Origin of the sequence: Bradyrhizobium denitrificans, from assembly GCF_013179005.1 — a bacterium.
Classification (GTDB): domain Bacteria; phylum Pseudomonadota; class Alphaproteobacteria; order Rhizobiales; family Xanthobacteraceae; genus Bradyrhizobium; species Bradyrhizobium denitrificans.
The window spans coordinates 1-23,789 of sequence record NZ_JABFDP010000017.1 but is presented as its reverse complement, the minus strand read 5'-3'; the positions used below and the strand labels follow the sequence as shown (position 1 = coordinate 23,789).

Annotated in this window: 19 protein-coding genes and 1 tRNA gene; 17 read left to right on the top strand and 3 right to left on the bottom strand. The window is 66.6% G+C overall.

What is annotated here, in order from left to right:
- Positions 1-17 precede the first annotated feature (17 nt).
- The 8 genes from HL671_RS19420 (at position 18) to HL671_RS19385 (ending at position 10,372) form a co-directional block, all read left to right on the top strand.
- Positions 18-1,631: an ABC transporter substrate-binding protein gene (locus HL671_RS19420; RefSeq protein WP_211400788.1), complete on the top strand. Its 1,614-nt coding sequence runs from the start codon at positions 18-20 to the stop codon at positions 1,629-1,631.
- A complete protein-coding gene (locus HL671_RS19415; protein ID WP_012045102.1) occupies positions 1,628-2,647 on the top strand; it encodes an ABC transporter permease in 1,020 nt (339 codons plus the stop codon). The genes HL671_RS19420 and HL671_RS19415 overlap by 4 nt, the downstream gene beginning before the upstream one ends.
- Positions 2,644-3,510: an ABC transporter permease gene (locus tag HL671_RS19410; protein ID WP_012045101.1), complete on the top strand. Its 867-nt coding sequence runs from the start codon at positions 2,644-2,646 to the stop codon at positions 3,508-3,510. Before HL671_RS19415 ends, HL671_RS19410 begins: the two co-directional genes overlap by 4 nt.
- Positions 3,507-4,505 (top strand): ABC transporter ATP-binding protein, encoded by a 999-nt coding sequence (locus HL671_RS19405; protein WP_172237636.1) that lies wholly within the window; start codon positions 3,507-3,509, stop codon positions 4,503-4,505. Before HL671_RS19410 ends, HL671_RS19405 begins: the two co-directional genes overlap by 4 nt.
- Complete coding sequence (locus HL671_RS19400; RefSeq protein WP_172237633.1) at positions 4,502-5,290, top strand: ABC transporter ATP-binding protein; 789 nt, start codon at positions 4,502-4,504, stop codon at positions 5,288-5,290. The genes HL671_RS19405 and HL671_RS19400 overlap by 4 nt, the downstream gene beginning before the upstream one ends.
- A gap of 23 nt (positions 5,291-5,313) precedes the next feature.
- Positions 5,314-5,889: a TetR/AcrR family transcriptional regulator gene (locus tag HL671_RS19395; RefSeq protein ID WP_210263975.1), complete on the top strand. Its 576-nt coding sequence runs from the start codon at positions 5,314-5,316 to the stop codon at positions 5,887-5,889.
- Between the two features lie 456 nt (positions 5,890-6,345).
- On the top strand, positions 6,346-8,262 hold the full coding sequence (locus tag HL671_RS19390; protein ID WP_172237630.1) for an acyltransferase family protein: 1,917 nt from the start codon (positions 6,346-6,348) through the stop codon (positions 8,260-8,262).
- Between the two features lie 211 nt (positions 8,263-8,473).
- Positions 8,474-10,372, top strand: a complete 1,899-nt coding sequence (locus HL671_RS19385) for an acyltransferase family protein (protein ID WP_012045096.1) — start codon at positions 8,474-8,476, stop codon at positions 10,370-10,372.
- Here HL671_RS19385 and HL671_RS19380 read toward each other — a convergent pair.
- Positions 10,369-12,279, bottom strand: coding sequence for an acyltransferase family protein (locus HL671_RS19380; RefSeq protein ID WP_172237627.1), 1,911 nt, complete (start codon positions 12,277-12,279; stop codon positions 10,369-10,371). The genes HL671_RS19385 and HL671_RS19380 overlap by 4 nt on opposite strands.
- 362 nt (positions 12,280-12,641) lie before the next feature.
- Between HL671_RS19380 and HL671_RS19375 the strand changes: the two genes are divergently transcribed.
- From HL671_RS19375 to HL671_RS19365, 3 genes are all read left to right on the top strand, one after another.
- Positions 12,642-13,490 (top strand): hypothetical protein, encoded by an 849-nt coding sequence (locus HL671_RS19375; RefSeq protein ID WP_307769039.1) that lies wholly within the window; start codon positions 12,642-12,644, stop codon positions 13,488-13,490.
- 158 nt (positions 13,491-13,648) lie between these two features.
- Complete coding sequence (locus HL671_RS19370; protein ID WP_012045093.1) at positions 13,649-14,254, top strand: TMEM175 family protein; 606 nt, start codon at positions 13,649-13,651, stop codon at positions 14,252-14,254.
- A gap of 432 nt (positions 14,255-14,686) precedes the next feature.
- Positions 14,687-14,760: transfer RNA gene (locus tag HL671_RS19365), tRNA-Gly, on the top strand.
- A 53-nt stretch (positions 14,761-14,813) separates the two neighbouring features.
- Here the strand turns inward: HL671_RS19365 and HL671_RS19360 are convergent.
- Both HL671_RS19360 and HL671_RS19355 read right to left on the bottom strand, forming a co-directional pair.
- Positions 14,814-15,137 carry a hypothetical protein gene (locus HL671_RS19360; RefSeq protein WP_012045092.1) on the bottom strand — a complete coding sequence of 108 codons (324 nt, stop codon included), beginning with the start codon at positions 15,135-15,137 and terminating at the stop codon, positions 14,814-14,816.
- Between the two features lie 77 nt (positions 15,138-15,214).
- Entirely contained in the window at positions 15,215-16,174 is a 960-nt protein-coding gene (locus HL671_RS19355) for a LysR family transcriptional regulator (protein WP_012045091.1), read from the bottom strand.
- 108 nt (positions 16,175-16,282) lie between these two features.
- On the opposite strand from HL671_RS19355, the gene HL671_RS19350 reads away from it, so the two are divergent.
- The 6 genes from HL671_RS19350 to HL671_RS19325 all read left to right on the top strand — a co-directional run bounded on the left by HL671_RS19350 (position 16,283) and on the right by HL671_RS19325 (position 23,541).
- Positions 16,283-17,164, top strand: coding sequence for an NAD(P)-dependent oxidoreductase (locus HL671_RS19350; protein ID WP_012045090.1), 882 nt, complete (start codon positions 16,283-16,285; stop codon positions 17,162-17,164).
- Positions 17,165-17,172: 8 nt separating this feature from the next.
- Positions 17,173-18,702, top strand: coding sequence for an aldehyde dehydrogenase family protein (locus HL671_RS19345; RefSeq protein WP_172237621.1), 1,530 nt, complete (start codon positions 17,173-17,175; stop codon positions 18,700-18,702).
- Between the two features lie 93 nt (positions 18,703-18,795).
- A complete protein-coding gene (locus HL671_RS19340) occupies positions 18,796-19,752 on the top strand; it encodes an N-carbamoyl-D-amino-acid hydrolase (protein ID WP_012045088.1) in 957 nt (318 codons plus the stop codon).
- 237 nt (positions 19,753-19,989) lie between these two features.
- Positions 19,990-21,594 carry an ABC transporter substrate-binding protein gene (locus tag HL671_RS19335; RefSeq protein ID WP_172237618.1) on the top strand — a complete coding sequence of 535 codons (1,605 nt, stop codon included), beginning with the start codon at positions 19,990-19,992 and terminating at the stop codon, positions 21,592-21,594.
- A 91-nt stretch (positions 21,595-21,685) separates the two neighbouring features.
- Positions 21,686-22,627, top strand: a complete 942-nt coding sequence (locus HL671_RS19330; RefSeq protein ID WP_041750852.1) for an ABC transporter permease — start codon at positions 21,686-21,688, stop codon at positions 22,625-22,627.
- A complete protein-coding gene (locus tag HL671_RS19325) occupies positions 22,624-23,541 on the top strand; it encodes an ABC transporter permease (protein WP_012045085.1) in 918 nt (305 codons plus the stop codon). Before HL671_RS19330 ends, HL671_RS19325 begins: the two co-directional genes overlap by 4 nt.
- The last annotated feature ends 248 nt before the right edge of the window (positions 23,542-23,789 follow it).

Here is a 23,789-nt window from a genome sequence, read left to right as displayed (position 1 = left end):
CTCCAGAGAGACCCATCATGGCCTTGACTGCCTTTCCCGCGTGGACGGATCGGCGAACCGTGTGTGCGATGCTGATCGGCATCGCGCTCGCGCCCGGCTTGGCGCGCGCGGAGACTCCTGTCACGGGAGGCACCCTTGTCGCGGTGTCGAATCCCGGCGAGCCGAATGTCCTGACCACCGGCGTGGGCCAGGCGGGAGCGGTCCTCGCAGTGTCCTCTAAGATCTTCGACGGGCTGCTCCGCTACGGCGAGAACTTCGCACTCGAACCCGAACTTGCGACCGCCTGGGTGACCAGCGCGGACGGCAAGGAAATCCGCTTCACCTTGCGGCCGAACGTGCGTTGGCACGACGGCGCTCCGTTCACGTCTGCCGATGTGAAGTTCAGTTTCGAGCAGGTGTGGATGAAGGTCCATCCGCGTGCACGCGCGACCTTTGCCGCGGTCGAAGCGGTCGAAACGCCCGACCCGCTGACCGTGGTGTTCAAGCTCCGCAATCCGTCCGGCGTGATCCTCAGTGCGCTCAACAGCACCGAGTCCACGGTGCTGCCGAAACATCTCTACGAAGGCACCGACATCCTCACCAATCCGTACAACGTCAAACCGGTCGGCACCGGCCCGTTCCGGTTCGTCGAATGGGTGCGCGGCGAACGCATCGTGCTGGAGCGCAACCCCGATTATTGGGACACCGGCAAGCCGTATCTCGATCGTGTCATCTATCGCATGATTCCGGACGCGACCGCGCGCTACGCCGCGTTCGAATCCGGGGCGGTGCATCTCGGGGTCCATTCGCCGATCTCGATCAACGATCTGGCGCGGGCCGAGAAGAACCCGGCCCTGCGCGTCGAGTTTCGCGGCTATGAGTGGCTGGGTTCGTCGATCGTCGGCGAGTTCAACGTGCGCCGTCCGCCGTTCGACGACGTCCGGGTCCGCCGGGCTGTGGTACACGCGATCGATCTGCAGGCCTTCTCGCGCGTGACGATGCGTGGCATCGGCAAGCCGGGTACGTCGCCCGTGCTGTCGTCGCAGACCAAGTTCTTCGTCGAGAGCGGCCTTGCGAGCTATCCGTTCGACCGCGCCAAGGCCGAGGCGCTGCTGGACGAAGCCGGGTATCCGCGCAAGGCCGACGGCAAGCGCCTGGAGATCACGCTCGACTGGCTGCCGTTCGGCGAAAGCTTCCAGCGCTTCGGCGAATTCCTGAAGCAGTCGCTGAAGGCGGTCGGCATCGAAGCGACGCTGCGGAGCCAGGATCTGCCGCAGTTCTTCCGCAGGGTCTATTCGCTCAACGATTTCGATTTCATCGTCACGCACCATTCTGGTTTCGCGGATCCGCAGATTGGGCTCGATCGCGTGTTCTGGTCGAAGGCCATCCTGAAGGACGTGCCGTGGTCGAACGGATCGGGTTATGCCAGCCCGGCCATGGATCGGCTGATCGAGGCCGCGCACATCGCCGCGACGGAAGACCAGCGCGTCGCGCTCTACAAGCAGGTGCAGGCGCAGGCCCAGCTTGACGTTCCGCGGTTCACGCTGGCGGAAAACCGGCAGTACACCATCGTGTCGGCCCGGGTCCGGGACCTCGATACCGGGGTCATCGGCATCTATGATTCGCTCAAGAACACGTGGCTGGCGCCATGACATCCGCAGCACCGGCAGCGACGGGACCGTCGGCACGGCCGCATTCGACTGGCCGCTATGTCGGCCTGCGTCTGCTGCAGATGGTGCCGACATTGCTGCTGATCCTGGTCACGGCGTTCCTGTTGCTCAAGCTCGCGCCGGGCGATGCGGCTCAGGTGCTGGCGGGAGACAGCGGCGGCGGCGACGCTGCCTATATCGCGACCCTGCGCCAGCGCTTCGGGCTCGACCAGCCGATCGCGATCCAGCTCCTGCTGTACGCGCGCAATGTGCTGACGGGCGAATTGGGGTTCTCGTTCCGCAACAACATGCCGGTTGCCGAGTTGATCGCCGCGCGGGTGGTGCCGACGCTGCTGCTGACCGGGCTCGCATTGTTGGTCGCCGTTCTGCTCGGCGTCGCCGGCGGCGTGACCGCGGCGCTGACACGGGGCCGGCTTGCCGACAGGCTGATCGGAGCGATCGCCTTGCTGCTCTATGCGACGCCTGGCTTCCTGCTCGGCATCGGCCTGATGATCCTGTTCGGCGTCGTGCTGTTGTGGCTGCCGACCGGCGGCTATGCCGACGCGAACGGAGCCGCGGAGGGATGGGCCCATGCGGGGAGCGTGGCGCGCCACCTGGTGCTCCCCGTGGTCACGCTCGGGATGCTGTATGCGGCGATCTACAGCCGGTTCACCCGCAGCGCGATGATCGAGATCTATGCCCAGGACTACATCCGGACCGCGCGCGCAAAAGGCCTCGCGCCCGCCCGCATCGCGTGGCGGCACGGCGTGCGCAATGCGCTGTTGCCGTTGGTGACGATCATTGGACTGCAGGCGGGCTCGCTGCTCAGCGGCGCGATCGTGGTGGAAACCGTGTTCGCCTGGCCCGGTCTGGGACGTCTGGCATTCGAGGCTGTGCAGCAGCGCGACTATAACCTGCTGTCCGGTCTCGTTCTATGCACCGGCGCGCTGGTCGTGATCACGAACCTGATCGTCGATCTGTTGTACGCCACGCTCGATCCTCGTGTGCGCCTGCGATGACGCTGATCTCCGACATCGCTGCGCCACGGACGCTGCTGCGCCTCGATACGCTGCGGCGGCTGCCATTCGCGCTGCGTTCAGGCCTCGTCATTCTCACCGCCGAGGTCGTGATCGCCGTCCTGGCCAATTGGCTCTATCCCGGCGATCCGTTCGATCTTGCTGGTGCGCCGTTCCTTGCGCCGGGCGACGATCCGCAGTTTCCGCTGGGCACCGACATTCTCGGGCGCGACATTGCGGCGGGGCTGGTGCACGGGGCGCGGATCTCGCTGATCGTCGGCTTTTCCGCCACGGCGCTGGCGGTGACGGTCGGGACGACCGTCGGGCTGCTGTCCGGCTATCTCGGCGGCTGGGTGGATCATGTCCTGATGCGCGTGACGGAGCTCTTCCAGGTGATCCCGCATTTTCTGCTCGCGATCATCCTGGTCGCGATCCTCGGGGCGCGGATCGAATTCATCGTTCTGGCGATCGGCCTGACGAGCTGGTCGATGGTGGCGCGGCTGGTGCGGGCGGAGACGCTGGCGCTTCGCGAACTCGACTATGTCCGCATCTGCGTGGCGATGGGCGGCGGCCCGGTGCGCGTGATGCTCACGCATATTTTGCCCAACGTGCTGCCGCCGATCATCGTGGCGGCCTCCATCCTCACGGCGCTCGCCGTGCTGACCGAGGCCGGACTTGCGTTCTTCGGTCTCAGCGACAGCAATCACATCAGTTGGGGAGGGATGATCGGCGCGTCGCGCGACGCGCTGCTGACGGCACCCTATATGACACTGATTCCGGGGCTCGCCATCGTCGTGACCGTCATGGCGCTCAGCCTGATCGGCGACGGCTTGACCGCGTTGCTGCGCCGCGGAGACGGCGCGTGAACGCGGCTCCGGTTCTCAGCGTGCGCGATCTGAACGTCGGCGTGCGCAGCGCCCGCGGTGAGGTCGACGCTGTGCGTGGTCTCGATCTCGACGTCGCCCGCGGCGAGACGCTGGCGCTGGTCGGCGAGTCCGGTTGCGGCAAATCGTTGACGGCGCTCGCGCTCGCAGGCCTGCTGCCTGACGGTGCGCGGATCAGGTCCGGCAGGATCGTGCTCGGCGGCGTCAGCATCGAAGGGCTGCCGGAGCGGCGGCTTCGCCGTCTGCGCGGGCAGCGCGTCGGCATGGTGTTTCAGGATCCCATGGCGGCGCTCAATCCGGTGCTGACCATTGGCGAACAGATCGTCGAGGCGATCCGTGCGCATCGCAGCGTCTCGCGCGCGCAGGCGCGCAGCGATGCGGAGAGCCTGCTCGCACGGGTGCGGCTTCGCGAGGGCGCGCAATTGTTGCAGGCCTTTCCGCATCAGCTGTCGGGCGGGATGCGACAGCGGATCCTGATCGCGATCGCGATCGCCAACCGGCCTGATATGCTGATCGCGGACGAGCCGACCACGGCACTCGACGCCACCGTCCAGGCCGAGATTCTGGCGCTGCTCGACGAATTGCGCCGCGACAGCGGCATGGCACTGGTCCTGATCACCCATGATCTCGGCCTCGTCTCGCGCTGGGCCGACCGGATCGCGGTGATGTATGCCGGCCGCGCCGTGGAAACCCGGTCGGCCGCGACGCTTGCCGACGCCGCGCATCCCTACACCCGCGCGCTGCTGGCGGCCCGGCCACGCCGCCGTCCGCTGCGTGGCCCGCGGCAGCGTCTTGCGGAGATCACCGGCCGCGTGCCGCTTCCCGGAGAGGTGATCAGCGGCTGCGCCTTCGCGGACCGTTGCGCCGCCATGACCGCCTTGTGCCGCCGGCAAGCGCCGGAAACGCAGCGCCTCGGCGATGCCGGTGTTTCCTGCCACCATCCGTTTGCACCGAGGCGGGAGGTTGCCCTGCCATGACCCTGGCGCTGGCGCGCAGCGAGCCGCTGCTGCAGGCGGACGATCTGTCGGTCACCTTCGCCACGGCCGGGCGGCGCGTCGAGGCCGTCCGCGGCGTGTCGCTCGCGGTGCATCGGGGCGAGGTTCTAGCCGTGATCGGCGAATCCGGATCCGGCAAGTCGACACTGGCCCGCGCCATCCTCGGGTTGACCCCGCCGCACAGCGGGACGCTGCGGCTGGACGGCGAACGGGTGCCGCTTGCCGTTACCGCACGCAGCAGGGTTCAGCGTCGCAAACTCGGCATGGTGTTTCAGGATAGCGGTGCCGCCTTCAATCCGCGGTTCTCGGTGGCACGGATCCTCAACGAACCGATCCGGTTGCTCGGCGGCGACGCGGGCAAGGGCGCGGCGGAGGAACTGCTCGACGCGGTCGGTCTGTCCGGCGCATTGCTGGGGCGGCGTCCGCATGAACTCTCCGGCGGCCAGCGCCAGCGCGTCGGGATCGCCCGCGCACTCGCGGGCAATCCCGAGGTCCTGATCTGCGATGAGGCGGTCTCCGCGCTCGATTTGTCGGTGCAGGCGCAGATCCTCAATCTCCTCGCCGATCTGCTGCTGCGCCGCGGCCTCGCCATTCTGTTCATCACTCACGACATCTCGGTTGTGTCCTATCTTGCCGACCGGATTGCCGTCATGCATCAGGGAAAGATCGTGGAATCCGGGCCGGCAAGTGCTGTTCTCGACACGCCGCGGATGGCGTATACGCGGACCTTGCTGGCGTCCGCGCCCGAACCCGTCCTGAGAGGCTAGCTTCGTTACGATTGGATTCGCTCATGCCCCCAGACATTTTGCCTCCGATCGCCGAGCACATCATCGACGTCGCTGGCGGCCTGTTCTATCGCGAGGGCATCAACGCCGTCGGCATCGATCGCATTATCCGCGAAGCGGATGTGGCCAAGGCGACGATGTACCGCCATTTCGAGAGCAAGGACGATCTGATCGCGGCCTGCCTGACCCGCCGCCATGCCGCCGTCGTCGCGGCGCTCCAGGACGGGTTGCGTCGCTCGCGTGCCAAGGGGATCGACAAGGTCCTCACGATCTTCGACCTGCTCGCGGTCAAGGCGCGAGCCGACACGTTCCGCGGCTGCGCATTCATGATCGCCACCGCGGAGAGCGGTGGCTCGGAGACGGTGCGGAAGATCGCGCGCGAGCACAAGGACGCGGTGCGGGCGATCTTCTCGGGTCTTCTTCCGGTTACCTGGTCGCACCGCGACAAGGTCTCTGCGCGGCTCAATCTGCTGTATGACGGCGCGCTCGCTCAGATCCTGATCTATCAGGATGACGGAGCCGTGCGCACTGCGCGCGATTGTGCAAAGGTGATCCTGGAGGACGCTGCGCGCACCGCCTAGTCGACTGCATGCCTGCGCGGTCCGGCGCAAGCGGCACCTGCGCATCGGCCGGGGGACGGACTTTCCGGCCTCCTCAATCCACGGAATCCGTGGTAGATGGCCGCTACTCCGGGAGAAGCTCAACGAAGTCAGCTTCTCAGGACCGTGCATCAGGATGCTGAGAATTGCGACATGGACCGACGGCAAACCCGCCCGCATGACATCCGCGGTCTTGAAATCCGCCGTCATGGCTTCGTGGCTTCACGTCCTGGTTCGACCATCCTTCGGCTGCGGCCGGCCCCATGACGTCTGGACGTTGGGCCAAACATAGCCGTTCCCGCCATCTTGTCAGCACCGCCCGGCCAATGTCCTGCCTCGCGACACCAATGATGCGGGCCGATCGGGTCGATCTCGTGATGCCCTCCCGGCTGAAGGCTCAGCCAGCGCTGCGGCGTCGGTTGTTCGATCGATCTTGATATGGCCGTAAACAGCTCTGGCGCGTATCGCGCCGATATTGACGGTCTGCGCGCCATCGCCGTCGCCGTCGTCGTGTTGTTTCACCTCAAAGTGAGCGGCTTCGGCGGCGGATTCGCCGGGGTCGACATTTTTTTCGTCATCTCCGGATATCTGATCACCGGACACATCCTGCGTGACCTCGACCGCGGCAGCTTCTCATTTGCCGCATTCTACACCCGCCGCGCGTGCCGCATTTTGCCGGCCCTCATCGCCACCATCATGCTCAGCGTCGCGATCGGCTGGCTGTGGCTTCCGCCCGACGCGTTGCGTCAGCTGGCCAAGGAGGCGACGCACGGCCTGTTGTCGATCGCCAACATCCAATATTGGCGCGAGGCCAACCAATATTTCGCCCCGAGCTCGGACCAGCTCGGCCTGCTGCATCTGTGGTCGCTGTCGGCCGAGGAGCAGTTCTATCTCGTCAGTCCCCTGATGCTGGTGCTGTTGAACCGGACCCGGCACGTGTTTGCGGGCATCGCGCTGGCAGGAGCGGTGTCGCTCGCGGCGGCGATCCTGTGGCTGCCGAGAGATCCCGAGGCCGTGTTCTTCCTCACGCCGTTCCGCGCGTTCGAATTCGTGCTCGGCGCGCTGGCGATCGTGTTGGAGCGGCGGATCGCGACCAGGCCGACGGCGCGCACCGTCGCCGCCTGGCTCGGCTATGCCGTGCTCTGCGGAAGCCTCCTGGTCATCGAGCGGTTCCAGCGCGAGGCCGGGCTCGGCGCCTTGCCCCCGAGCCTCGCGACCGCGGTCATCATCGCCGCCAACCGGCCGACAGGGCTGTTCGCCAATCGCGCCGTTCTGGCCGTCGGGCGCTCGTCCTACTCGCTCTATCTCGTGCATTGGCCGGTGATCTATTTCGCCCACTTCATCTTCGGCGAGCCGACAGGCAGCGCTCTCGGCGTGGTGACGCAATTGCTGGTCATGGCGGCGCTCACGGCCGCGATGTTTTTTCTCGTCGAACAGCCGGTTCGGCAGATGCGGGGCGTACAGTGGAAGCAGGCCTGCGCCTTCGCGGCAGTGATCGTGATGTGCGCCGCGGCCACCCATGCGACGTTCAAGGCCGATGGCGTGACCTGGCGCTTGCCCGCGGAGCAGCGCGCCCGGCTCGAGCTGCAACGCTTCGGCATGAGCCCGTGTACGCGGACGAGCGATTTCTGCCAGTTCGGCGATCCCGCAGGGGCAGGCCGGCTGGAGCTTCTGGGCGATTCCTACGTTCACCACTACGTGGCCGCGCTGGATGACGCACTCAAGCGGCGCGCCATCCGCGGCACGACCTCGACCGTCGGCGGCTGCCCGATGCTTCCCGGCGTTGCTCCGCGTCCGCCCCGTGTCGCCGAATGCGTGGCCCTGCGCGACCGCGAGCTGTCACGCGTCAGAGCGTCGTCCGCCGATGTCGTCGTGGTCGGGCAGGCTTGGCACCTGTATCTGGACGGCACCGACGCCGACAAGGCGCGACAGGCGGCAGAGATTCGCGACGGGCTACAGGCCCTGCTGCGCCTGCTCGATCGGCCGGGGCGGCGCTTCCTGATCATCGGCGGCCAGGTGCGGCCAACGGACTGCAGCTTCGACTCGGTGCGCATGCAACCCGGCCCGTTGTGGCACGCGCCGCCGGCGCCCTGTCGGCCGTTGGCAGCAGCCAGCGCGCGTGCCGACAGCCGCGAGATCGATGCTGTGCTGGCGGCGGCGCTCGAGCAACGCAGCAATGCCGAGCTGCTGCGGCCGGCCGAGATCTATTGCGGCGAGAGCTGTCCCATCGTCCGTGACGATGGCGTGTGGCTGTTCCTCGATGCCGGCCACTTCACCGTGGCGGGCGCGCAACTGATGGGCCAACGGGCGGTCGCCCAGATCTCCCATGTCTTGTCCGGCGTGTCGCAACCCTAGCTGACGATCGCCGGCCGTCGCGCGGAGCTGCGGCCGCCGATCGCCACAGCCTTTCTGGTGTCCAAGGCCGCTCTTATACGCGGCGGCTCTGCCTCAGGCCCGCCTGTTGTCCGACACCACATTGGTCCGATCGCGTCACGACTGTTTCCCGCTGTTGCCATTCGTGTCTGCGCATCTCGTCCGCCTCGAAGGATGCACGGGGTGGACCACATTGCAACGCAATCATCGTGCTGACATCGATGGCCTCCGGGCCATCGCCGTCATCATCGTCATTCTCTTCCACCTGAGAATTGCGGGCTTCGAGGCGGGCTTCGCCGGCGTCGACATCTTCTTCGTCATCTCCGGCTATCTCATCACCGGCCAGATCCTGCGCGATCTCAGGGCCGGACGGTTCGCGCTGTCGGAGTTCTATCTGCGGCGCGCGCGGCGCATCCTGCCGGCGCTGATCACGACGATTGCCGCGAGCTTTGCGGTCGGCTGGCTGTTCCTGTCGCCCGAAGCCCTGCGCCAGCTGGCGAAGGAGGCGACGCACGGGCTGCTGTCGATCGCCAACGTGCAATATTGGCGCGAGGCGAGCGCCTATTTCGCGCCGAATGCGGACCAGCTGCCGCTGTTGCATCTGTGGTCGCTGTCGCTGGAAGTGCAGTTCTATGCGTTGGCGCCGCTGCTCCTGATGTGGATCGGCCATGGCCGGGCGGTGTTTCGCGCCATCGCGGCCGTCGGATTGGCGTCCTTCGTCCTGGCGATCCTGTACTTGCCTTATGATTCCGACGCCGTGTTCTTCCTGACGCCATTCCGGGTGTTCGAGTTCGCGCTCGGGGCGCTCGCCATTCCGCTGGAGGCGCGTCTCGCATCGGCGCCGCGGGCCCGCGCCGTCGCGGCGGCCTGCGGCGATGTCGTCCTGCTCGGCAGCCTCGCGGTGATCGGACGCTATCAGGCCTATGCAGGCGTGGCCGCGATCCTGCCGTGCCTCGCGGCCATGATCATCATCGCAGCCAACGCGCCGACATCGCTGATGATGGCTGGTCCGGTCCGTGCCATCGGCGCGGCGTCCTACTCGCTCTATCTCGTGCATTGGCCGGTGATCTTTTTCGCCGGCTTCATCTTCGGCGACGCCGCGCAGACATTCGCGGGACTTGTCGCACAGCTTGCGCTGATGGCGGCACTGGCGGCGCTCATGTTCGTCGCGGTCGAGCAGCCGATGCGCCGGCTGCGCTGGCCGCGCTGGACGCAGGTGGCCGGCTTCGCCTCCGTTCTGCTCGCCGTCACCGCGGTCACCCATCTGACGTTCCGCGCCCATGGGGTCGTCTCGCGGCTGCCGGCAGATCAGCTTGCGCTGTTCCAATTGCAGGGCTTCGGTCTCAACAAATGCGGCCGCGCGGTCGATCGCATCTGCGTATTTGGCGACCTCGCGGGCACGCGCGGCGTCGAGCTGCTGGGCGATTCCTATGTGCAGCAATATGTCGCCGCACTCGATACGACCCTCAAGACCCGCGGCATGATCGGACATGTCTCGACGATGAGCGGCTGTCCGGTTCTGTCGGGTCTGAGCGCCGAAGGAGCGCGCGCACGGGTCTGCGCGGAGCTGCGCGACAGCGAACTGCCGCGGGTCCGGCAATCGCAAGCCGATTACGTCGTGATCGGCCAAGCTTGGCAGAACTATCTGGATCTCGGTGACGGCCCAGCGGCCGAGGCCCGCAACGCCGAGGTCGCGGCCGATCTGGTCGAGACGATCCGTCTGCTCGACCGGCCGGGCCGGCATTTCCTGGTCATCGGCGGCCAGGTCAGGCCGGTGAATTGCGGCTTCGATCAGCTGCGCATGCTGCCGGGACCGCGCTGGCATGCGCCGGCCAAGCCGTGCGATCCCGTGCCGAAGGCCGAAGCCGTCGCCGCCAATCGCACCATCGATGCCGTGCTGTCGCAGGCGATCAGGCCATTGGCCAAGGTGGCGCTGCTCAGGCCGTCCGAGGTTTATTGCGACCGGGACTGTCCGGTCGTGCAGGACGGCGTGTGGCTGTTTCAGGATGCCGGTCACTTCACCGTGGCAGGAGCGCAGCGCATGGGCGAGCGCGCCGCCCCGATCTTTGCGCGGTTCCTGGCAGACGACTAGCGCGATTGCGCAGCGCCTTGTTCGCCGATGGACGATATGGTGCCGGCCGAGCTCAGCGCCGGCGACGCCGCGACGATGCGGGTGGCCGCAAGCTCCGATCCCTGCGCGGTGAAATGGCCGTCGTCCCAGGCGAGGGGAGCGCCGTCCGCCGTCTGCAGCACGCAGTGCTTGTCGGGGCAGAGCAGATCGAGCAGCGACACGTAGTCCGTCTGCGGCACACTCTTCAGCAGGTCGCGAAGGAAGTCGTCGACCGCGAAGAACATCGTCGGCACATGGCCGTCGCTGTCGACGCCGAAGCGCGATGAAGCGATCAGCAGATGAGGCAAGGGCCGGTCGAATTGCGGGCTCGGCCCGATCACCACGACGCGGCTGCCGGCGGCCGTCGCCGCGGCGATCGTGGCAAAGAGATCCGCGCGCGCGGCCGGCGCCATCACGCTGCGCGTCCAATTGCCGGAGAGGATCACGATATCAGGCGCGTGCTCGCGCAGCAGCTCAGGCAGGCGGCGATTGAATTCGCCGCACGCCGCCGACTGGCCGCGCTCCAGGTAGGGAACGCACTGCGCCATCGTGGCGCGGCGCAACGTCGCCTGCGACATGGCCCGCTTCAGCCCGTCAACGAGGTGCGCGGCATGGCTGTCGCCCCACAGCAGGATGTTGGAGCCGGGACCGCGCGCGAGGCACGACGGCTGCAACGCTTCGAACGTCTGACCCGGGCTCAGGAAGCAGGTGCCTTCCTCATAGACGCCGCTGTGGTCGTAGTTGATAAAACCCGCCAAAGCCTGCTGTTGCGGCGAGAAACGGCCGGGAAAGCCGGCGGACCAGATCGTGATGACCGCAATCAGCAGCGCCGCGGCGCCGCTCGCCGCGAGCCTCCGCGCCGTGACCGGCCATTCGGCGCGGCGTGCCGGCTGCTCGACCAGATAGAAGCTCGCCAGCGCCAGCGCGGTGCAGGCGGCGAGCAGACCGAGCTTGTCCATCGCCGAGCTCGGCGGACCCCAGATGGCGGTTGCGAAGGAGACGACCGGCCAGTGCCAGAGATAGAGCGAGTAGGACCACAGGCCGACGGCGATCATCGGGCGTGTGGCCGCGAGGACGAGCCTGTTCGGTGTCGGCTGGGCCCAGATCACCGCGGCCGTGCCGAGGCAGGGCAGCAGCGCGGCGACGCCGGGGTAGGGCGTGCGCGGCGAGAACACATTGACTGAGGCGCCGAGCGCGATCCATCCCAAGGTCGCCGCGCCGATCCGAAGTCGCTGGCTTCGGAGTGGCGGCACGATCTCGACCGCGAGCAGCGCGCCAAGCGCGAGCTGCCAGGCGCGCGCCGGCAGCAGATAGAAGGCGGCTGCCGGCTGGATCCGGGTCTGCACCACGCAGAGCAGGAACGAGGCGACACAGATCGCAACCAGGCTCGCCAGCATCAGAGACCGCCGTCGTGCGAAGATGGCCGGCGCGAGCGCGGGGAAGATGAAGTAATATTGCTCCTCGACGCCGAGCGACCAGGTGTGCAGCAGCGGCTTGGTGATGGCGGCCGCGTCGAAATAGCCCTGCTGGGACCAGAACAGGATGTTCGAGCTGAACGCCAGGACGGAAAGCGCCTGCTGCGCCGCGGACAAGGTCTGCTGCGGCAACAGGACGACGCACGCCGCCAGCAAGGTGGCGCACAGCATCGCAAAGGCGGCCGGCAGGATGCGGCGGGCGCGACGCCGATAGAAGGCCGCGATCGAAAACGTGCCGGCACGGGTCTCCGCGCGGATGATCCGGGTGATCAGAAAGCCCGAGATCACGAAGAAGACGTCCACACCGACATAACCGCTGCGGAACGGCGAGATGTCGTAATGGAATGCGATCACCGACGACACGGCAAACGCGCGCAGGCAGTCGATGTCGGGACGATACTCGGTCGAACTCACGATGGTGTCCGGGCGCTGCCACACGCCGACCACACGGCCGGTCCTCGCATTCGAGGCGCCCTCATGAGCTCGGATTGTCGCCATATTATGAGAAGAATCTCGCACGAACTGGATCATGTCGGCAAGCCACAATGCCGATGAATTGACGGGGGCGCGGGCCTCTGCGGCTTGCCTTCACAGACTTGCCTCAATGGCGTGGTGGCCTCGTTGCAGTTTGTGCGTCGAGCGAGCGTGTCATGCGTACATTGGGGCGGAATGCCGGTTATGCCGGCTTGTTATGCGGCGTTGTTCTATTTCAGGTTGCTTTGACGGCCGTCCAAGCGCAGGGCGCGGAACCCGGTGGAGGCGCAGCCGCAGCCCCCGTGGGTGAGGTCGCCAAGGACGCGGCGACGACGGATGCGCTCAAGGACAGTGGCCCATTCGGTGGCTGCGAGCCGATCGGCATGACCGCATCCGGCGAACTGGTGTTTCCGCTCGACTGCAAGAAGGTGATCAAGAAGCCAGCCGCGGCGCCGGTGGCCGAGGACAAGCCGCCGGGAGACGACAAGACGGCATCCACGGATGCGAAACCGAACCCGCCGAGCCAGGCTGCCGTGGATGACACGCCTGCCGCTGCCGAGACCAAGGCTGCGGGCGAGGCGACCGCGCAGGCCCCCGCGACGCCCCCCGAATCGAAGCACCCGGCGACCTCCGACAAGGTCGGGCCGGCCCAGAAGGCCGCCGCCGATCCCGTCGCGGGGTCCAAGCTTGCAACGGGCAAGGCGGCCGCGAGCGCGAGCAAGAGCGCCACGAGCAAGGCAGCGTCCAGCAAGGCGATGCCGGACGAGCCGGGGGCGGGTCATTTGACGCCGGGTACGATGCCGCCGGGCAGGGCAGCATCCGGCAGGACGGCCGCGGCGACCAAGGACCCGTCGGTCAAGGGCGGCCAGCCCGCCGCGCCGAAGGGGGCGAGTGAGGATCGGGGCAAGGAGGCCAAGGCCGGGGAGAAGGGCAAGGAGGCCAGCAAGCGCACGACGGCGTCTGACAAGAAGCCGCTGATCGTGATGGCCAAGCCGGCTGCCGTCACCACGCCGGTGGCGGCGCGCCCGCAAGCGGAGGAAACGCCAAGGCTCCGCACCGCCGGCATGCCGGCCTGTGTCCAGTTCCGCAGTTATAATCCGACGACGCGGAGCTATCGCGGCTTCGACGGCCATGTCTATGAGTGCAAGTGAAACCGGCTGAAACCGGCGGCTGAGCCGCGGCTTCCTCCAGCGGCCCCGTTAAAGGGGGATGCTGCTTGGGCATCGGCGTGCCGCCGGTCGGCAAGCGGGCTCCGGACATGCTATAGACCGGAACCGACTTGCCTCCTGCGTGCGCCTGCCGACCTGACATGACCGATCCTCAATCCGACCTGTTCGAGATGCGCCGGCTGGAATCGCTGTCCAACACCATTTTCGGTGTGGCGATGACGCTGCTGGCCTACGACCTGCCGAAGCCGAATTTCGCCCAACTGCCCGGCTGGACGGAGCTGGCGCACACCTATTCGGGCCGGCTGGCCGGGCTGGTCCTGAGCTTCATCATCGCTGGCGTGTTCTGGATCAGCCATCACCGCAGGCTGGCGCGGCAGCCATTCGGCAGCCGATTCATCGTGATCCTCAATTTGTTCTTCCTGCTGTCCATCGTGCTGCTGCCGGTGACCAACGGCCTCTATGGCAGCTACCGTCTCTCGAGCGCGGTGGCCGTGCTCTATGGCGTTCACCTGACCATCATCGCGGCGTTGAACGCCGCGCTGTGGTGGCTTGCGCTTCCGGGCGCCCGCTCCGCCGAGATCGTCGGCGCCGTCTTCCCCGTCATCGTGTTCGTGCCCGGGATCGCGATCGCGGCGTTCTCGCCCGATTATGTGCAGTATTTCTGGATGCTCGGCTTCGGCGGGTTCCTCGCCCGGCGCTGGGTGCGCCCGGCGCCGGCAAAGGCGGCCGAGAAAATTCCTCAATAAAAAACGCGGCGGGCCGTTGGACCCGCCGCGCTTCCGATCTTGAACTCGCTGGTCCAGGGCTGAGATCGCCCCGTTGCCGAGCCGCGATGGCGCTGCGACGCTGACGAATCACGCGCTCATCGCATACTGCTCATCGAGAGCCGCTGCTCAGCGGGCGATCCCAGCGAGGTGACAGCGCTTGGTGAAAGACACTGGATCACCTCCTTTCGTTGTTGACGATAAAACCAGTATAGGGCGCTCCCGGCCGCCTGGGTAGGGGGGACGATTACGGAACCCGATGACCCACCCCTCCGTGCTGCGTTGCGGTTTGCTGGTCGGCGTGACCGCTGATTCGGGCGTCCATTGGGGACAATTGATCCGATTCAATCCGCTGACCAACCTGTCCCGAAGAGGTTGAGACCCGGCGCGGACCATGTTAGGGAACGCCCCGATGCGGGTGTAGCTCAATGGTAGAGCAGCAGCCTTCCAAGCTGAATACGAGGGTTCGATTCCCTTCACCCGCTCCATCCCCTCCCATCGTCGGAGGGGGCATTCGGCGACGCGCCCGCCATTCGGCCGACTAATCGCAATAGATGTTGTTGCCGATCCGCCGGCATGTCCGGCCGTCGCTGAAATAGGTCGTGTTGCCGATCGTATGGGATGACTCGCCGTCGCTGTAATAGGTGTGATTGCCGATCTGCTGCGAGCTGGAGCCGTCGCTGTTGTAGGTGAATGGCCCGATCTGCCGCGACGAGGAGCCGTCGCTCCAATAGGTGTTGTTGCCGATCCGTTGCCCGGATACGCCATTGTCGCAAATGATCTGATGGCCGAGCAGCTGGCAATTCTCCGCCACGGCCGCGGTTGTCATCGACAGGCTGACGGCGATCGCGAAAACATGGCGCATGGGGAAGTTTCCTTGGATTGCGGCATCAAAACGCAACCTCGGCGAGCGCGCAACAGAAAAGCGGTCGGCAGTCGCTGTCAGCGGCGGGTCGCGCGCGGCTTCATCTTGGCGGCCGGCTCGCCGGCCCGGAAGGCCCGCATCTGTCCGCTCAGGAAGCGCAGCAGCTGACCCGCGGCATGCGGCAGCTCGCGGCCGCGGCGGGTGATGACGCAGGCTTCGCTCGACGACAGCAGGCGGTTGTCGATCGGGATCGCTGCAAGCGAGCCGTCGGCGAGATCGGCGGCGATCGAGAACGCCGGCAGCAGCGTCAGGCCGAGGCCGCTCTTGACGAAATGGCGGAGCACATTGATGGAGCTGGTGGTGAGCTTGGGTGCGAGGGCGATCCGTTCCGCCGCCTCTGCCATGGCCAGGATCTGCCGCGTGCCATAGCTTGGATGCATCAGGCCGAGCGGGTGATCGACGAGCTCGTGCAGGCGCAAGGGACGGTTGAGGCCGGCCAGCGCGTGACCGGGCGGCAGGATGGCGCACAGCGGCTGCCGGCTTGCGGTCGCCACGCGGATGCGAGGATCGGCGCTCGGGTTGAACACCAGGCCGATGTGATAGCGGTCCTCGGCCACGGCGTTGACGACCTCGTTGGTGCCGGCGAGATCGAACGCCATGGTCAGATCCGGATGGCGCAGCCAGAAGCGGCCGAGCGGGCCCGACATCAGGTCGCTGACGAAGCCTTCGCCGAGCACGATGTCGACATGGCCGCGTTTGAGCCCCTGCAGCTCGCGCAGCTTCGCAACCGTGTCGGCCTGGTCGGCCTCCCATTTCCGGAAACGCTCGACCAGCAGCGCGCCGGCTTCGGTGGCGCGAATGCCGCGACTGAGGCGCTCGATCAGGCTGAGCCCCAGCTCCTTCTCCAACAGCGCGATCTGTCGGCTGACCACCGAGGCGTTGATGTCGAGCGCTTCCGCTGCGGCGCGCACCGAGCCCAGCCGCACCGCTTCATGGAGATATTGCAGACGATGATGGTCGAGCAGGACGGCGGACATGATGCATCGGGAGTGTTGACCTGCAGTCAACACTAGCGCGACGCGCCGCTGATGTCTGCCGCAAATCGAGGCGGCTACGCTTCGCAGGCAATCTCGGCAGGAGGCGTCGTGACCGCAGTCGGTATCATCGGACTTGGCAATATGGGGCGGGGCATGGCGCTGACCCTCAAGGGCGCGGGCTTCGCCGTGACCGGCTATGACGCAGCCGCGGCCACGCGGGAGATGCTGGCCGCCGAGGGCATCGCGATCGCCGACGGGATCGACGCGGTGGTCGCCGCGGCCGATATCGTGATCCTCTCGCTGCCGACCGCCGAGATCGTCGAGCGCGTGGTGGAAGGCGCCGGCGGCATTCTTGCGCATGCGCGGGCCGGTGTCATCATCGTCGACACCTCGACCTCCCATCCCGAGACCTCGCGCCGGCTGGCGAGCCTGCTCAAGGCGTGCGGCATGGGCTTCGTCGATGCGCCGGTCAGCGGCGGACCGAAGGGCGCCGCGACGGGCACCATGACCATGGTGATCGGCGCCGACGACGCCGATCTCGCTTGCGTCCTGCCGGTGCTGGAGCGCATGAGCGCCAAGCGCGTGCATGTCGGCGGGGTCGGTGCGGGCAACGTCGCCAAGATCGTCAACAACCTGCTATGCGCGGCGCATCTGCTCACCGCCGCCGAGGCGCTGCGTATCGCCAAGGCCGCCGGCGTCGATGCCGGGCGGCTGCTCGAAGGGCTCAACGCCGGTTCGGGGCGATCGGGCGTCACGCTCGTCAACGTGCCCAACTGGATCCTCAACGGCGCCTTCGATTCCGGCTTCACCATGCAGCTGATGCGCAAGGACGTCCGGTTGGCGGCGCAGTTCATCGGCGAGCTGGGCCTGGCTCTGCCCATGGCTGCCGATACAGCGCGCATCTGGGCGGAGAGCGCAACCCGCATCGCCGATCCCGAGGATTTCAACCGCGTCGTCGAGCTACAGCTCGGTCCGATCGCGAAGCCATGAGAGCAGCCATGACCCATTTCATCGATTCCCGCTTGCGCGACGCCGCGCTGCCGTTCTGGCCTGACGTCGCGAGCATCGGCTCGCATGTCGGCGGTGATATCGTCATCGGCCGCGGCGCGACGATCTCCGTCAATGATCCCGCCACCGGGCAATTGCTGTTCAGCTATGCGGATGCCGGCGCCGACGTGGCGGCCAAGGCCGCGGCGGCGGCCGTGGCGGGGCAGGCCGAATGGGCGCGCCTCACGGCGGCCGGTCGCGGCCGCATGATGCAGGCGATCGCCCGCGCGATCCTCGCCGCCGCCGAGCCATTGGCGCAGCTTGAAGCCTTGTCCGCCGGCAAGCCGATCCGCGACACCAGAGGCGAGGTCGCCAAGGTCGCGGAGATGTTCGAATATTATGCCGGATGGGCCGACAAATTCCACGGCGAGGTCATCCCGGTGCCCTCGAGCCATCTCAACTACACACGCCGCGAGCCCATGGGCGTGGTGTTGCAGATCACGCCGTGGAATGCGCCGATCTTCACCGCCGGCTGGCAGATCGCGCCTGCCATCAGCATGGGCAATGCGGTCATCCTCAAGCCCTCGGAGCTGACGCCGCTGACCTCGCTGGCGCTGGCGCTGATCGCCGAGCGCGCGGGCCTGCCGAAGGGCGTCGTCAACGTGCTCGCCGGCTTCGGCCACAGCACGGGGCAGGCGGCACTGGCGCAGCCGGCGGTCAAGAAGGTGGTGTTCGTCGGCTCGGTGCCGACCGGGCGGCTGATCGGCGAGGCTGCGGCGCGGCGGCTGTTGCCGTCGGTGCTCGAGCTCGGCGGCAAGTCGGCCAATATCGTGTTCGCCGATGCCGATCTCGAACGCGCCGCCATCGGCGCGCAGGCGGCGATCTTCGGCGGCGCCGGGCAGAGCTGCGTTGCGGGCTCCCGGCTGCTGGTGCAGAGCGCGGTCTATGACCGCTTCGTCGATCTGGTCGCGCAGGGCGCGGCCAAGATCAAATGCGGCGATCCGCTGTCGGCCGAGACCGAGATCGGTCCCGTCAACAACGCCAAGCAATATGATCACGTGCTGTCGCTGATCCGCGAGGGCGCGGACGAGGGCGCCGAGATCGTGGCCGGCAGCAATGGTGAGAGCACGCCCGGCGGCTACTACGTGAGGCCGACCGTGCTCAAGAACGTCACCAATACGATGGGCATCGCGCGCAAGGAAGTGTTCGGCCCCGTCGTCGCCGCGATCCGCTTCGAGACCGAAGAGGAGGCGATCGCCATCGCCAATGACAGCGAGTTCGGCCTCGCTGGCGCGGTGTGGACGACGGATGTCGCGCGCGCACATCGCGTGGCCGCACAGGTCAAGGCCGGCACGTTCTGGATCAACTCCTACAAGACGATCAACGTCGCCTCACCCTTCGGTGGCTACAATCACAGCGGTCACGGTCGCTCCTCCGGCGTCGAGGCGCTGTATGAATATACGCAGGTGAAGAGCGTATGGGTCGAGACCGCGGCGGAGCCGGCGGTGGCGTTCGGCTACGCGCCGGGCCTGCGCGAATGAGACGGCTTGCGCGGGCGCCGCTCCATGGCATGATCAGTGCAAGAGCTGCGCGCCCACATCACGACAATTGAGTTCCGGAATAAGGAACGGATCATGCCGCGCTTTGTCAACGTCGCCATCGGCCAGCTCGGCCCCATCGCCAGGAGCGAGCCGCGCCACGCGGTGGTCAGGCGGCTGACGGCGTTGATGCGCCAGGCGCACGCCAATGGCTGCGACCTCATCGTCTATCCCGAGCTCGCGCTCACGACCTTCTTCCCGCGCTGGTACATGGCCGATCAGGCCGAGATCGACTCGTATTTCGAGCGCGAGATGCCGGGGCCGGAGACGCAGGCGCTGTTCGCACTCGCAAACGAGCTGCGCATCGGCTTTTGCTTAGGCTATGCCGAGCTCGCGGTCGAGGACGGCGTCGTGCATCGCTACAACACCGCGATTCTGGTCGACAAGTCCGGCCAGATCGTCGCGAAATACCGCAAGGTGCATCTGCCCGGGCATGCCGAGCACGAGCCGTGGCGCAAGTTCCAGCATCTCGAGAAGCGCTATTTCGAGCCCGGCAAGGCCTTCGGCGTTACCGATGCGTTCGGCGGCGTGATCGGCATGGCGATCTGCAACGACCGCCGCTGGCCCGAGACCTATCGCGTGATGGGGCTGCAGGGCGTCGAGATGGTGCTGATCGGCTACAACACGCCGGTGCACAATCCGCCGGCGCCGGAGCATGACGACCTCTCGCTGTTCCACAATCGCCTCGTGATGCAGTCCGGTGCCTATCAGAACGGCACCTGGGTGATCGGCGTCGCCAAGGGCGGCATCGAGGAAGGCGTCGACCACATCGCCGGCAGCTGCATCATCGCACCCTCCGGCGAGATCGTGGCCGCATGCGCCACCAAGGGCGACGAGATCGCGCTGGCGCGCTGCGACCTCGATCTGTGCAACTCCTATAAGCAGACGATCTTCAATTTCGACGTCCATCGCCAGCCGCAGGCCTATCGCATGATCGTCGAGCGCAGGGGCACGACGCGGATGGCCGATGGCGCGCCGGTGCGGAAGCCGTGATGGGCGATGTTGCTGCACGGCACAGTGCCGTAGCCCGCATGAGCGCAGCGACATGCGGGTTTACACGAGCTGTAGTTGAGAACCCGGGGTCACTGCGCTCGCCCGGGCTACGACATCCTTGCACCCCATGCCTCATTTGCGTTCAAATGAATGCACTCCGGGCGCATGGCATGGGCCTTGCTTACATTTTCGGCAGTTGAACTCAGGCACGTTGCATCAGTTGCATCAGGAGAGAACATGGATCGCAGAACGGTATTGAAGGGATTGGCGGGCGCGGGTGGCCTCGCTCTGACCGGCGGCTTCGCGGCGCCGGCGATCGCGCAAGGCGCTGCCGCTCGCACCCTGCGCTTTGTGCCGCAGGCCAATCTCGCCAATTTCGATCCGATCTGGGGCACGCAATATGTCGTGCGCAACGCGGCGGCGATGGTGTGGGACACGCTGTATGGCATCGACGACCAGTTCGTGCCGCAGCGCCAGATGGTGGAATCGGAAGAAGTCTCCTCCGACGGCCTGACCTGGACCTTCAAGCTGCGCCCGGGGCTGAAATTCCATGACGGCACGCCGGTGCTCGCCAAGGACGTCGTGGCCAGCCTGACACGCTGGTCGGCGCGCGACCCGATGGGCCTGATGCTCAAGGCGCTGCAGAACGAGCTCACCGCGGTCGACGACAAGACCTTCAAATGGGTCCTGAAGCAGCCTTATCCGAAGATGCTGTTCGCACTCGGTAAGGGCAATGCGCCCTGCGCCTTCATCATGCCCGAGCGCATCGCGCAGACCGATCCGTTCAAACAGATGACCGAATATGTCGGCTCTGGCCCGTTCAAATTCGTCAAGGGCGAATGGGTGCCGGGCGCCAAGGCCGTGTTCGAGAAGTTCACCGACTACGTGCCGCGCCAGGAGAAACCGGTATGGCTCGCCGGCGGCAAGCAGGTGCTGGTCGATCGCGTCGAATGGGTGATCATGCCGGATCCGGCGACCGCTGCTGCCGCGCTGCAGAATGGTGAGGTCGATTGGTGGGAGAACCCGATCACCGATCTGGTGCCGGTCCTGAAGGGCAACAAGAACATCGGCGTCGACATCGGCGATCCCCTGGGCAATGTCGGCGCGTTCCGCATCAATCATCTGCATGCGCCGTTCAACAATGTGAAGGCGCGCCAGGCCATCCTGATGGCGATGAGCCAGGAAGACTACATGCGCGCCCTGGTCGGCGACGACAACTCGCTGTGGAAGCCGCTGCCGGGCTTCTTCACGCCGGGCACGCCGCTCTACACCGAGGCCGGCGGCGAGATCCTGAAAGGCAAGCGCGATCTCGCGGCAGCGAAGAAGCTGCTCGAGGAAGCCGGCTACAAGGGTGAGCCGATCACCTGCGTGGTGGCGCAGGACCAGCCGATCACCAAGGCCTTCGGCGATGTCACGGCCGATCTGCTCAAGAAGCTCGGCATGAATGTCGACTTCGTCGCCACCGATTGGGGCACGGTCGGCGCCCGCCGCGCCCAGAAGACGCCGCCCGCGCAAGGCGGCTGGCACATGTTCCACACCTGGCACGCCGGCGCGGACTGCATCAACCCGGCGGCCTACAACGCGCTGCGCGCCAATGGCGACAAGGCCTGGTTCGGCTGGCCGACCAGCGAGCCGGTCGAGACGGAGATCACCAACTGGTTCAACGCCAAGTCGCTGGACGAGGAGAAGGCGGTCGCCGCGCGCATCAACAAGGCCGCGATCGACGACGTTGTGTTCGCACCCACCGGCTTCTTCCTCGGCTACACCGCGTGGCGCAAAAACGTTTCCGGCGTGACCAAGGGGCCGATCCCGCTGTTCTGGGGCGTATCGAAGACCGCATAACGCATGATCCGGAAAGTGGGAACCGGTTGTCCTCGCGACGAGCGCCGATTGCGCTCGTTGCGGAGATCATGCGCAAGGTGAAAGACATCTGATGCTCGCTTATGCGCTTCGACGAGTCCTGTCGACCTTGCCAGTGATGGCGATTGTCGCGCTGTTCGTCTTCAGCCTGCTGTACATCGCGCCGGGCGATCCGGCCGTTGTCATCGCCGGCGACCAGGCGAGCCCGGCCGACGTCGAGCGCATCAGAGCCAATCTCGGACTGGACCAGCCCTTCCTGGTCCAGTTCGGCAGCTGGGTCTGGCGCCTGCTGCATTTCGATCTGGGCACCTCGATCTTCACCAATCTTCCAGTGTCGGCGATGATCGCCCAGCGCATCGAGCCAACCCTGTCGCTGATGATGGTCACCCTGGTCCTGACCATCCTCATCGCGGTACCGCTCGGCGTCATCGCGGCGTGGAAGGCGGGCACCTGGATCGATCGCGTGATCATGGCGTTCGCCGTGTTCGGCTTCTCGGTGCCGGTGTTCGTGGTCGGCTACATCCTCGCTTATGTGTTTGCGTTGAAGTTCGACCTGCTGCCGGTGCAGGGCTACACGCCGCTTGCGCAGGGGTTCTGGCCCTGGCTGCAGAACCTGATCCTGCCGGCGGTGGCGCTCGGCTGCGTCTACATCGCGCTGATCGCGCGCATCACCCGCGCCGCGATGCTCGAAGTGCTGCAGCAGGACTATATCCGCACCGCGCGCGCCAAGGGGCTCGGGCAGGGCGGTATCCTGTTCATCCACGCGCTGAAGAACGCCGCGGTGCCGATCGTCACCGTCGTCGGCATCGGCATTGCGCTCTTGATCGGCGGCGCCGTCGTCACCGAGAGCGTGTTCGCCATTCCCGGCCTCGGCCGGCTCACCATCGACGCCATCCTGCGCCGTGACTATCCGGTGATCCAGGGCATCGTGCTGCTGTTCAGCTTCGTCTACGTGCTCGTCAATCTCCTGATCGACGTCACCTACACATTGGTCGACCCGAGGATCCGCTATTGACCGCCACGACCACAACATCGCCGCCGCCGGGCCTCGTCGTCGCGCCCCGCCTGCCGGACCTGATGGCCGCGCCGAAGATCCGGCGCGGCACGATCGGCTTCCTCCGCAACCATCCGACGGTGGCGATCGGCGGCGCGCTGCTGCTGCTGCTCGTCATCATCGGCGTGTTTGCGCCGTTTCTGTTCACCGTCGATCCCACCGCGATCGCGCCGGCCAAGCGCACGCGGCTGCCGTCGGCGGATTTCTGGTTCGGCACCGACGCGCTCGGCCGCGACATCTATTCGCGCGTGCTCTACGGCACCCGCGTCTCGCTCACGGTGGGGTTGGCGGTGGCGCTCGCGGCCTCGCTGATCGGACTCTCGATCGGCCTTGTCGCCGGCTTCGTGCGCTGGGCCGATGGCGTCCTGATGCGCTGCATGGACGGGCTGATGTCGATCCCGCCGATTTTGCTCGCGGTGGCGCTGATGGCGCTCACGCGCGGCAGCGTCGGCAACGTGATCCTCGCCATCACCATCGCCGAGATTCCGCGCGTCGCGCGGCTCGTCCGCGGCGTGGTGCTGTCGTTGCGCGAGCAGCCTTATGTCGACGGCGCGGTGGCCTCGGGCACGCGTACGCCGATGGTGATCCTGCGCCACATCCTGCCTAACACGATGGCGCCGATGCTGGTGCAGGCGACCTATATCTGCGCCAGCGCCATGATCACCGAGGCCATCCTGTCCTTCATCGGCGCCGGCACGCCGCCGACGATTCCGTCCTGGGGCAACATCATGGCGGAGGGCCGCGCGCTGTGGCAGGTCAAGCCCTACATCGTGTTCTTCCCGGCCGCGTTCCTCTCGGTAACCGTGCTCGCCGTCAACCTCGTCGGCGACGGCCTCCGCGACGCGCTCGACCCGCGCATGGCGAAGAGCCCATGAGCGGGGTGATTTCAAAAGTTGACGCCCGAGTTGGGGCCTCGCCCTTCGAGACGCTCGCCTTCGGCGAGCTCCTCGAGGGGAGGGGGGAAAGCGTTGTCCCTGGCGGCCGCAAAGCACCCGTTCCGCAATTGAGTTCACATGGTGAGAACCATGCCTCTTCAAGACCGTCCTCCCCACCGCACGCAAATGCGCCAAGACTGCTCCCTCCGTCATTGCGAGCGCAGTGTTCAGCCCGGGGACATAGCTTA

Coding starts and splice junctions, on each gene's coding strand:
- HL671_RS19420 (WP_211400788.1), top strand. CDS start 18: ATGGCCTTGACTGCCTTTCCCGCGTGGACGGATCGGCGAACCGTGTGT.
- HL671_RS19415 (WP_012045102.1), top strand. CDS start 1,628: ATGACATCCGCAGCACCGGCAGCGACGGGACCGTCGGCACGGCCGCAT.
- HL671_RS19410 (WP_012045101.1), top strand. CDS start 2,644: ATGACGCTGATCTCCGACATCGCTGCGCCACGGACGCTGCTGCGCCTC.
- HL671_RS19400 (WP_172237633.1), top strand. CDS start 4,502: ATGACCCTGGCGCTGGCGCGCAGCGAGCCGCTGCTGCAGGCGGACGAT.
- HL671_RS19395 (WP_210263975.1), top strand. CDS start 5,314: ATGCCCCCAGACATTTTGCCTCCGATCGCCGAGCACATCATCGACGTC.
- HL671_RS19390 (WP_172237630.1), top strand. CDS start 6,346: ATGGCCGTAAACAGCTCTGGCGCGTATCGCGCCGATATTGACGGTCTG.
- HL671_RS19370 (WP_012045093.1), top strand. CDS start 13,649: ATGACCGATCCTCAATCCGACCTGTTCGAGATGCGCCGGCTGGAATCG.
- HL671_RS19360 (WP_012045092.1), bottom strand. CDS start 15,137: ATGCGCCATGTTTTCGCGATCGCCGTCAGCCTGTCGATGACAACCGCG.
- HL671_RS19355 (WP_012045091.1), bottom strand. CDS start 16,174: ATGTCCGCCGTCCTGCTCGACCATCATCGTCTGCAATATCTCCATGAA.
- HL671_RS19345 (WP_172237621.1), top strand. CDS start 17,173: ATGACCCATTTCATCGATTCCCGCTTGCGCGACGCCGCGCTGCCGTTC.
- HL671_RS19340 (WP_012045088.1), top strand. CDS start 18,796: ATGCCGCGCTTTGTCAACGTCGCCATCGGCCAGCTCGGCCCCATCGCC.
- HL671_RS19335 (WP_172237618.1), top strand. CDS start 19,990: ATGGATCGCAGAACGGTATTGAAGGGATTGGCGGGCGCGGGTGGCCTC.
- HL671_RS19330 (WP_041750852.1), top strand. CDS start 21,686: ATGCTCGCTTATGCGCTTCGACGAGTCCTGTCGACCTTGCCAGTGATG.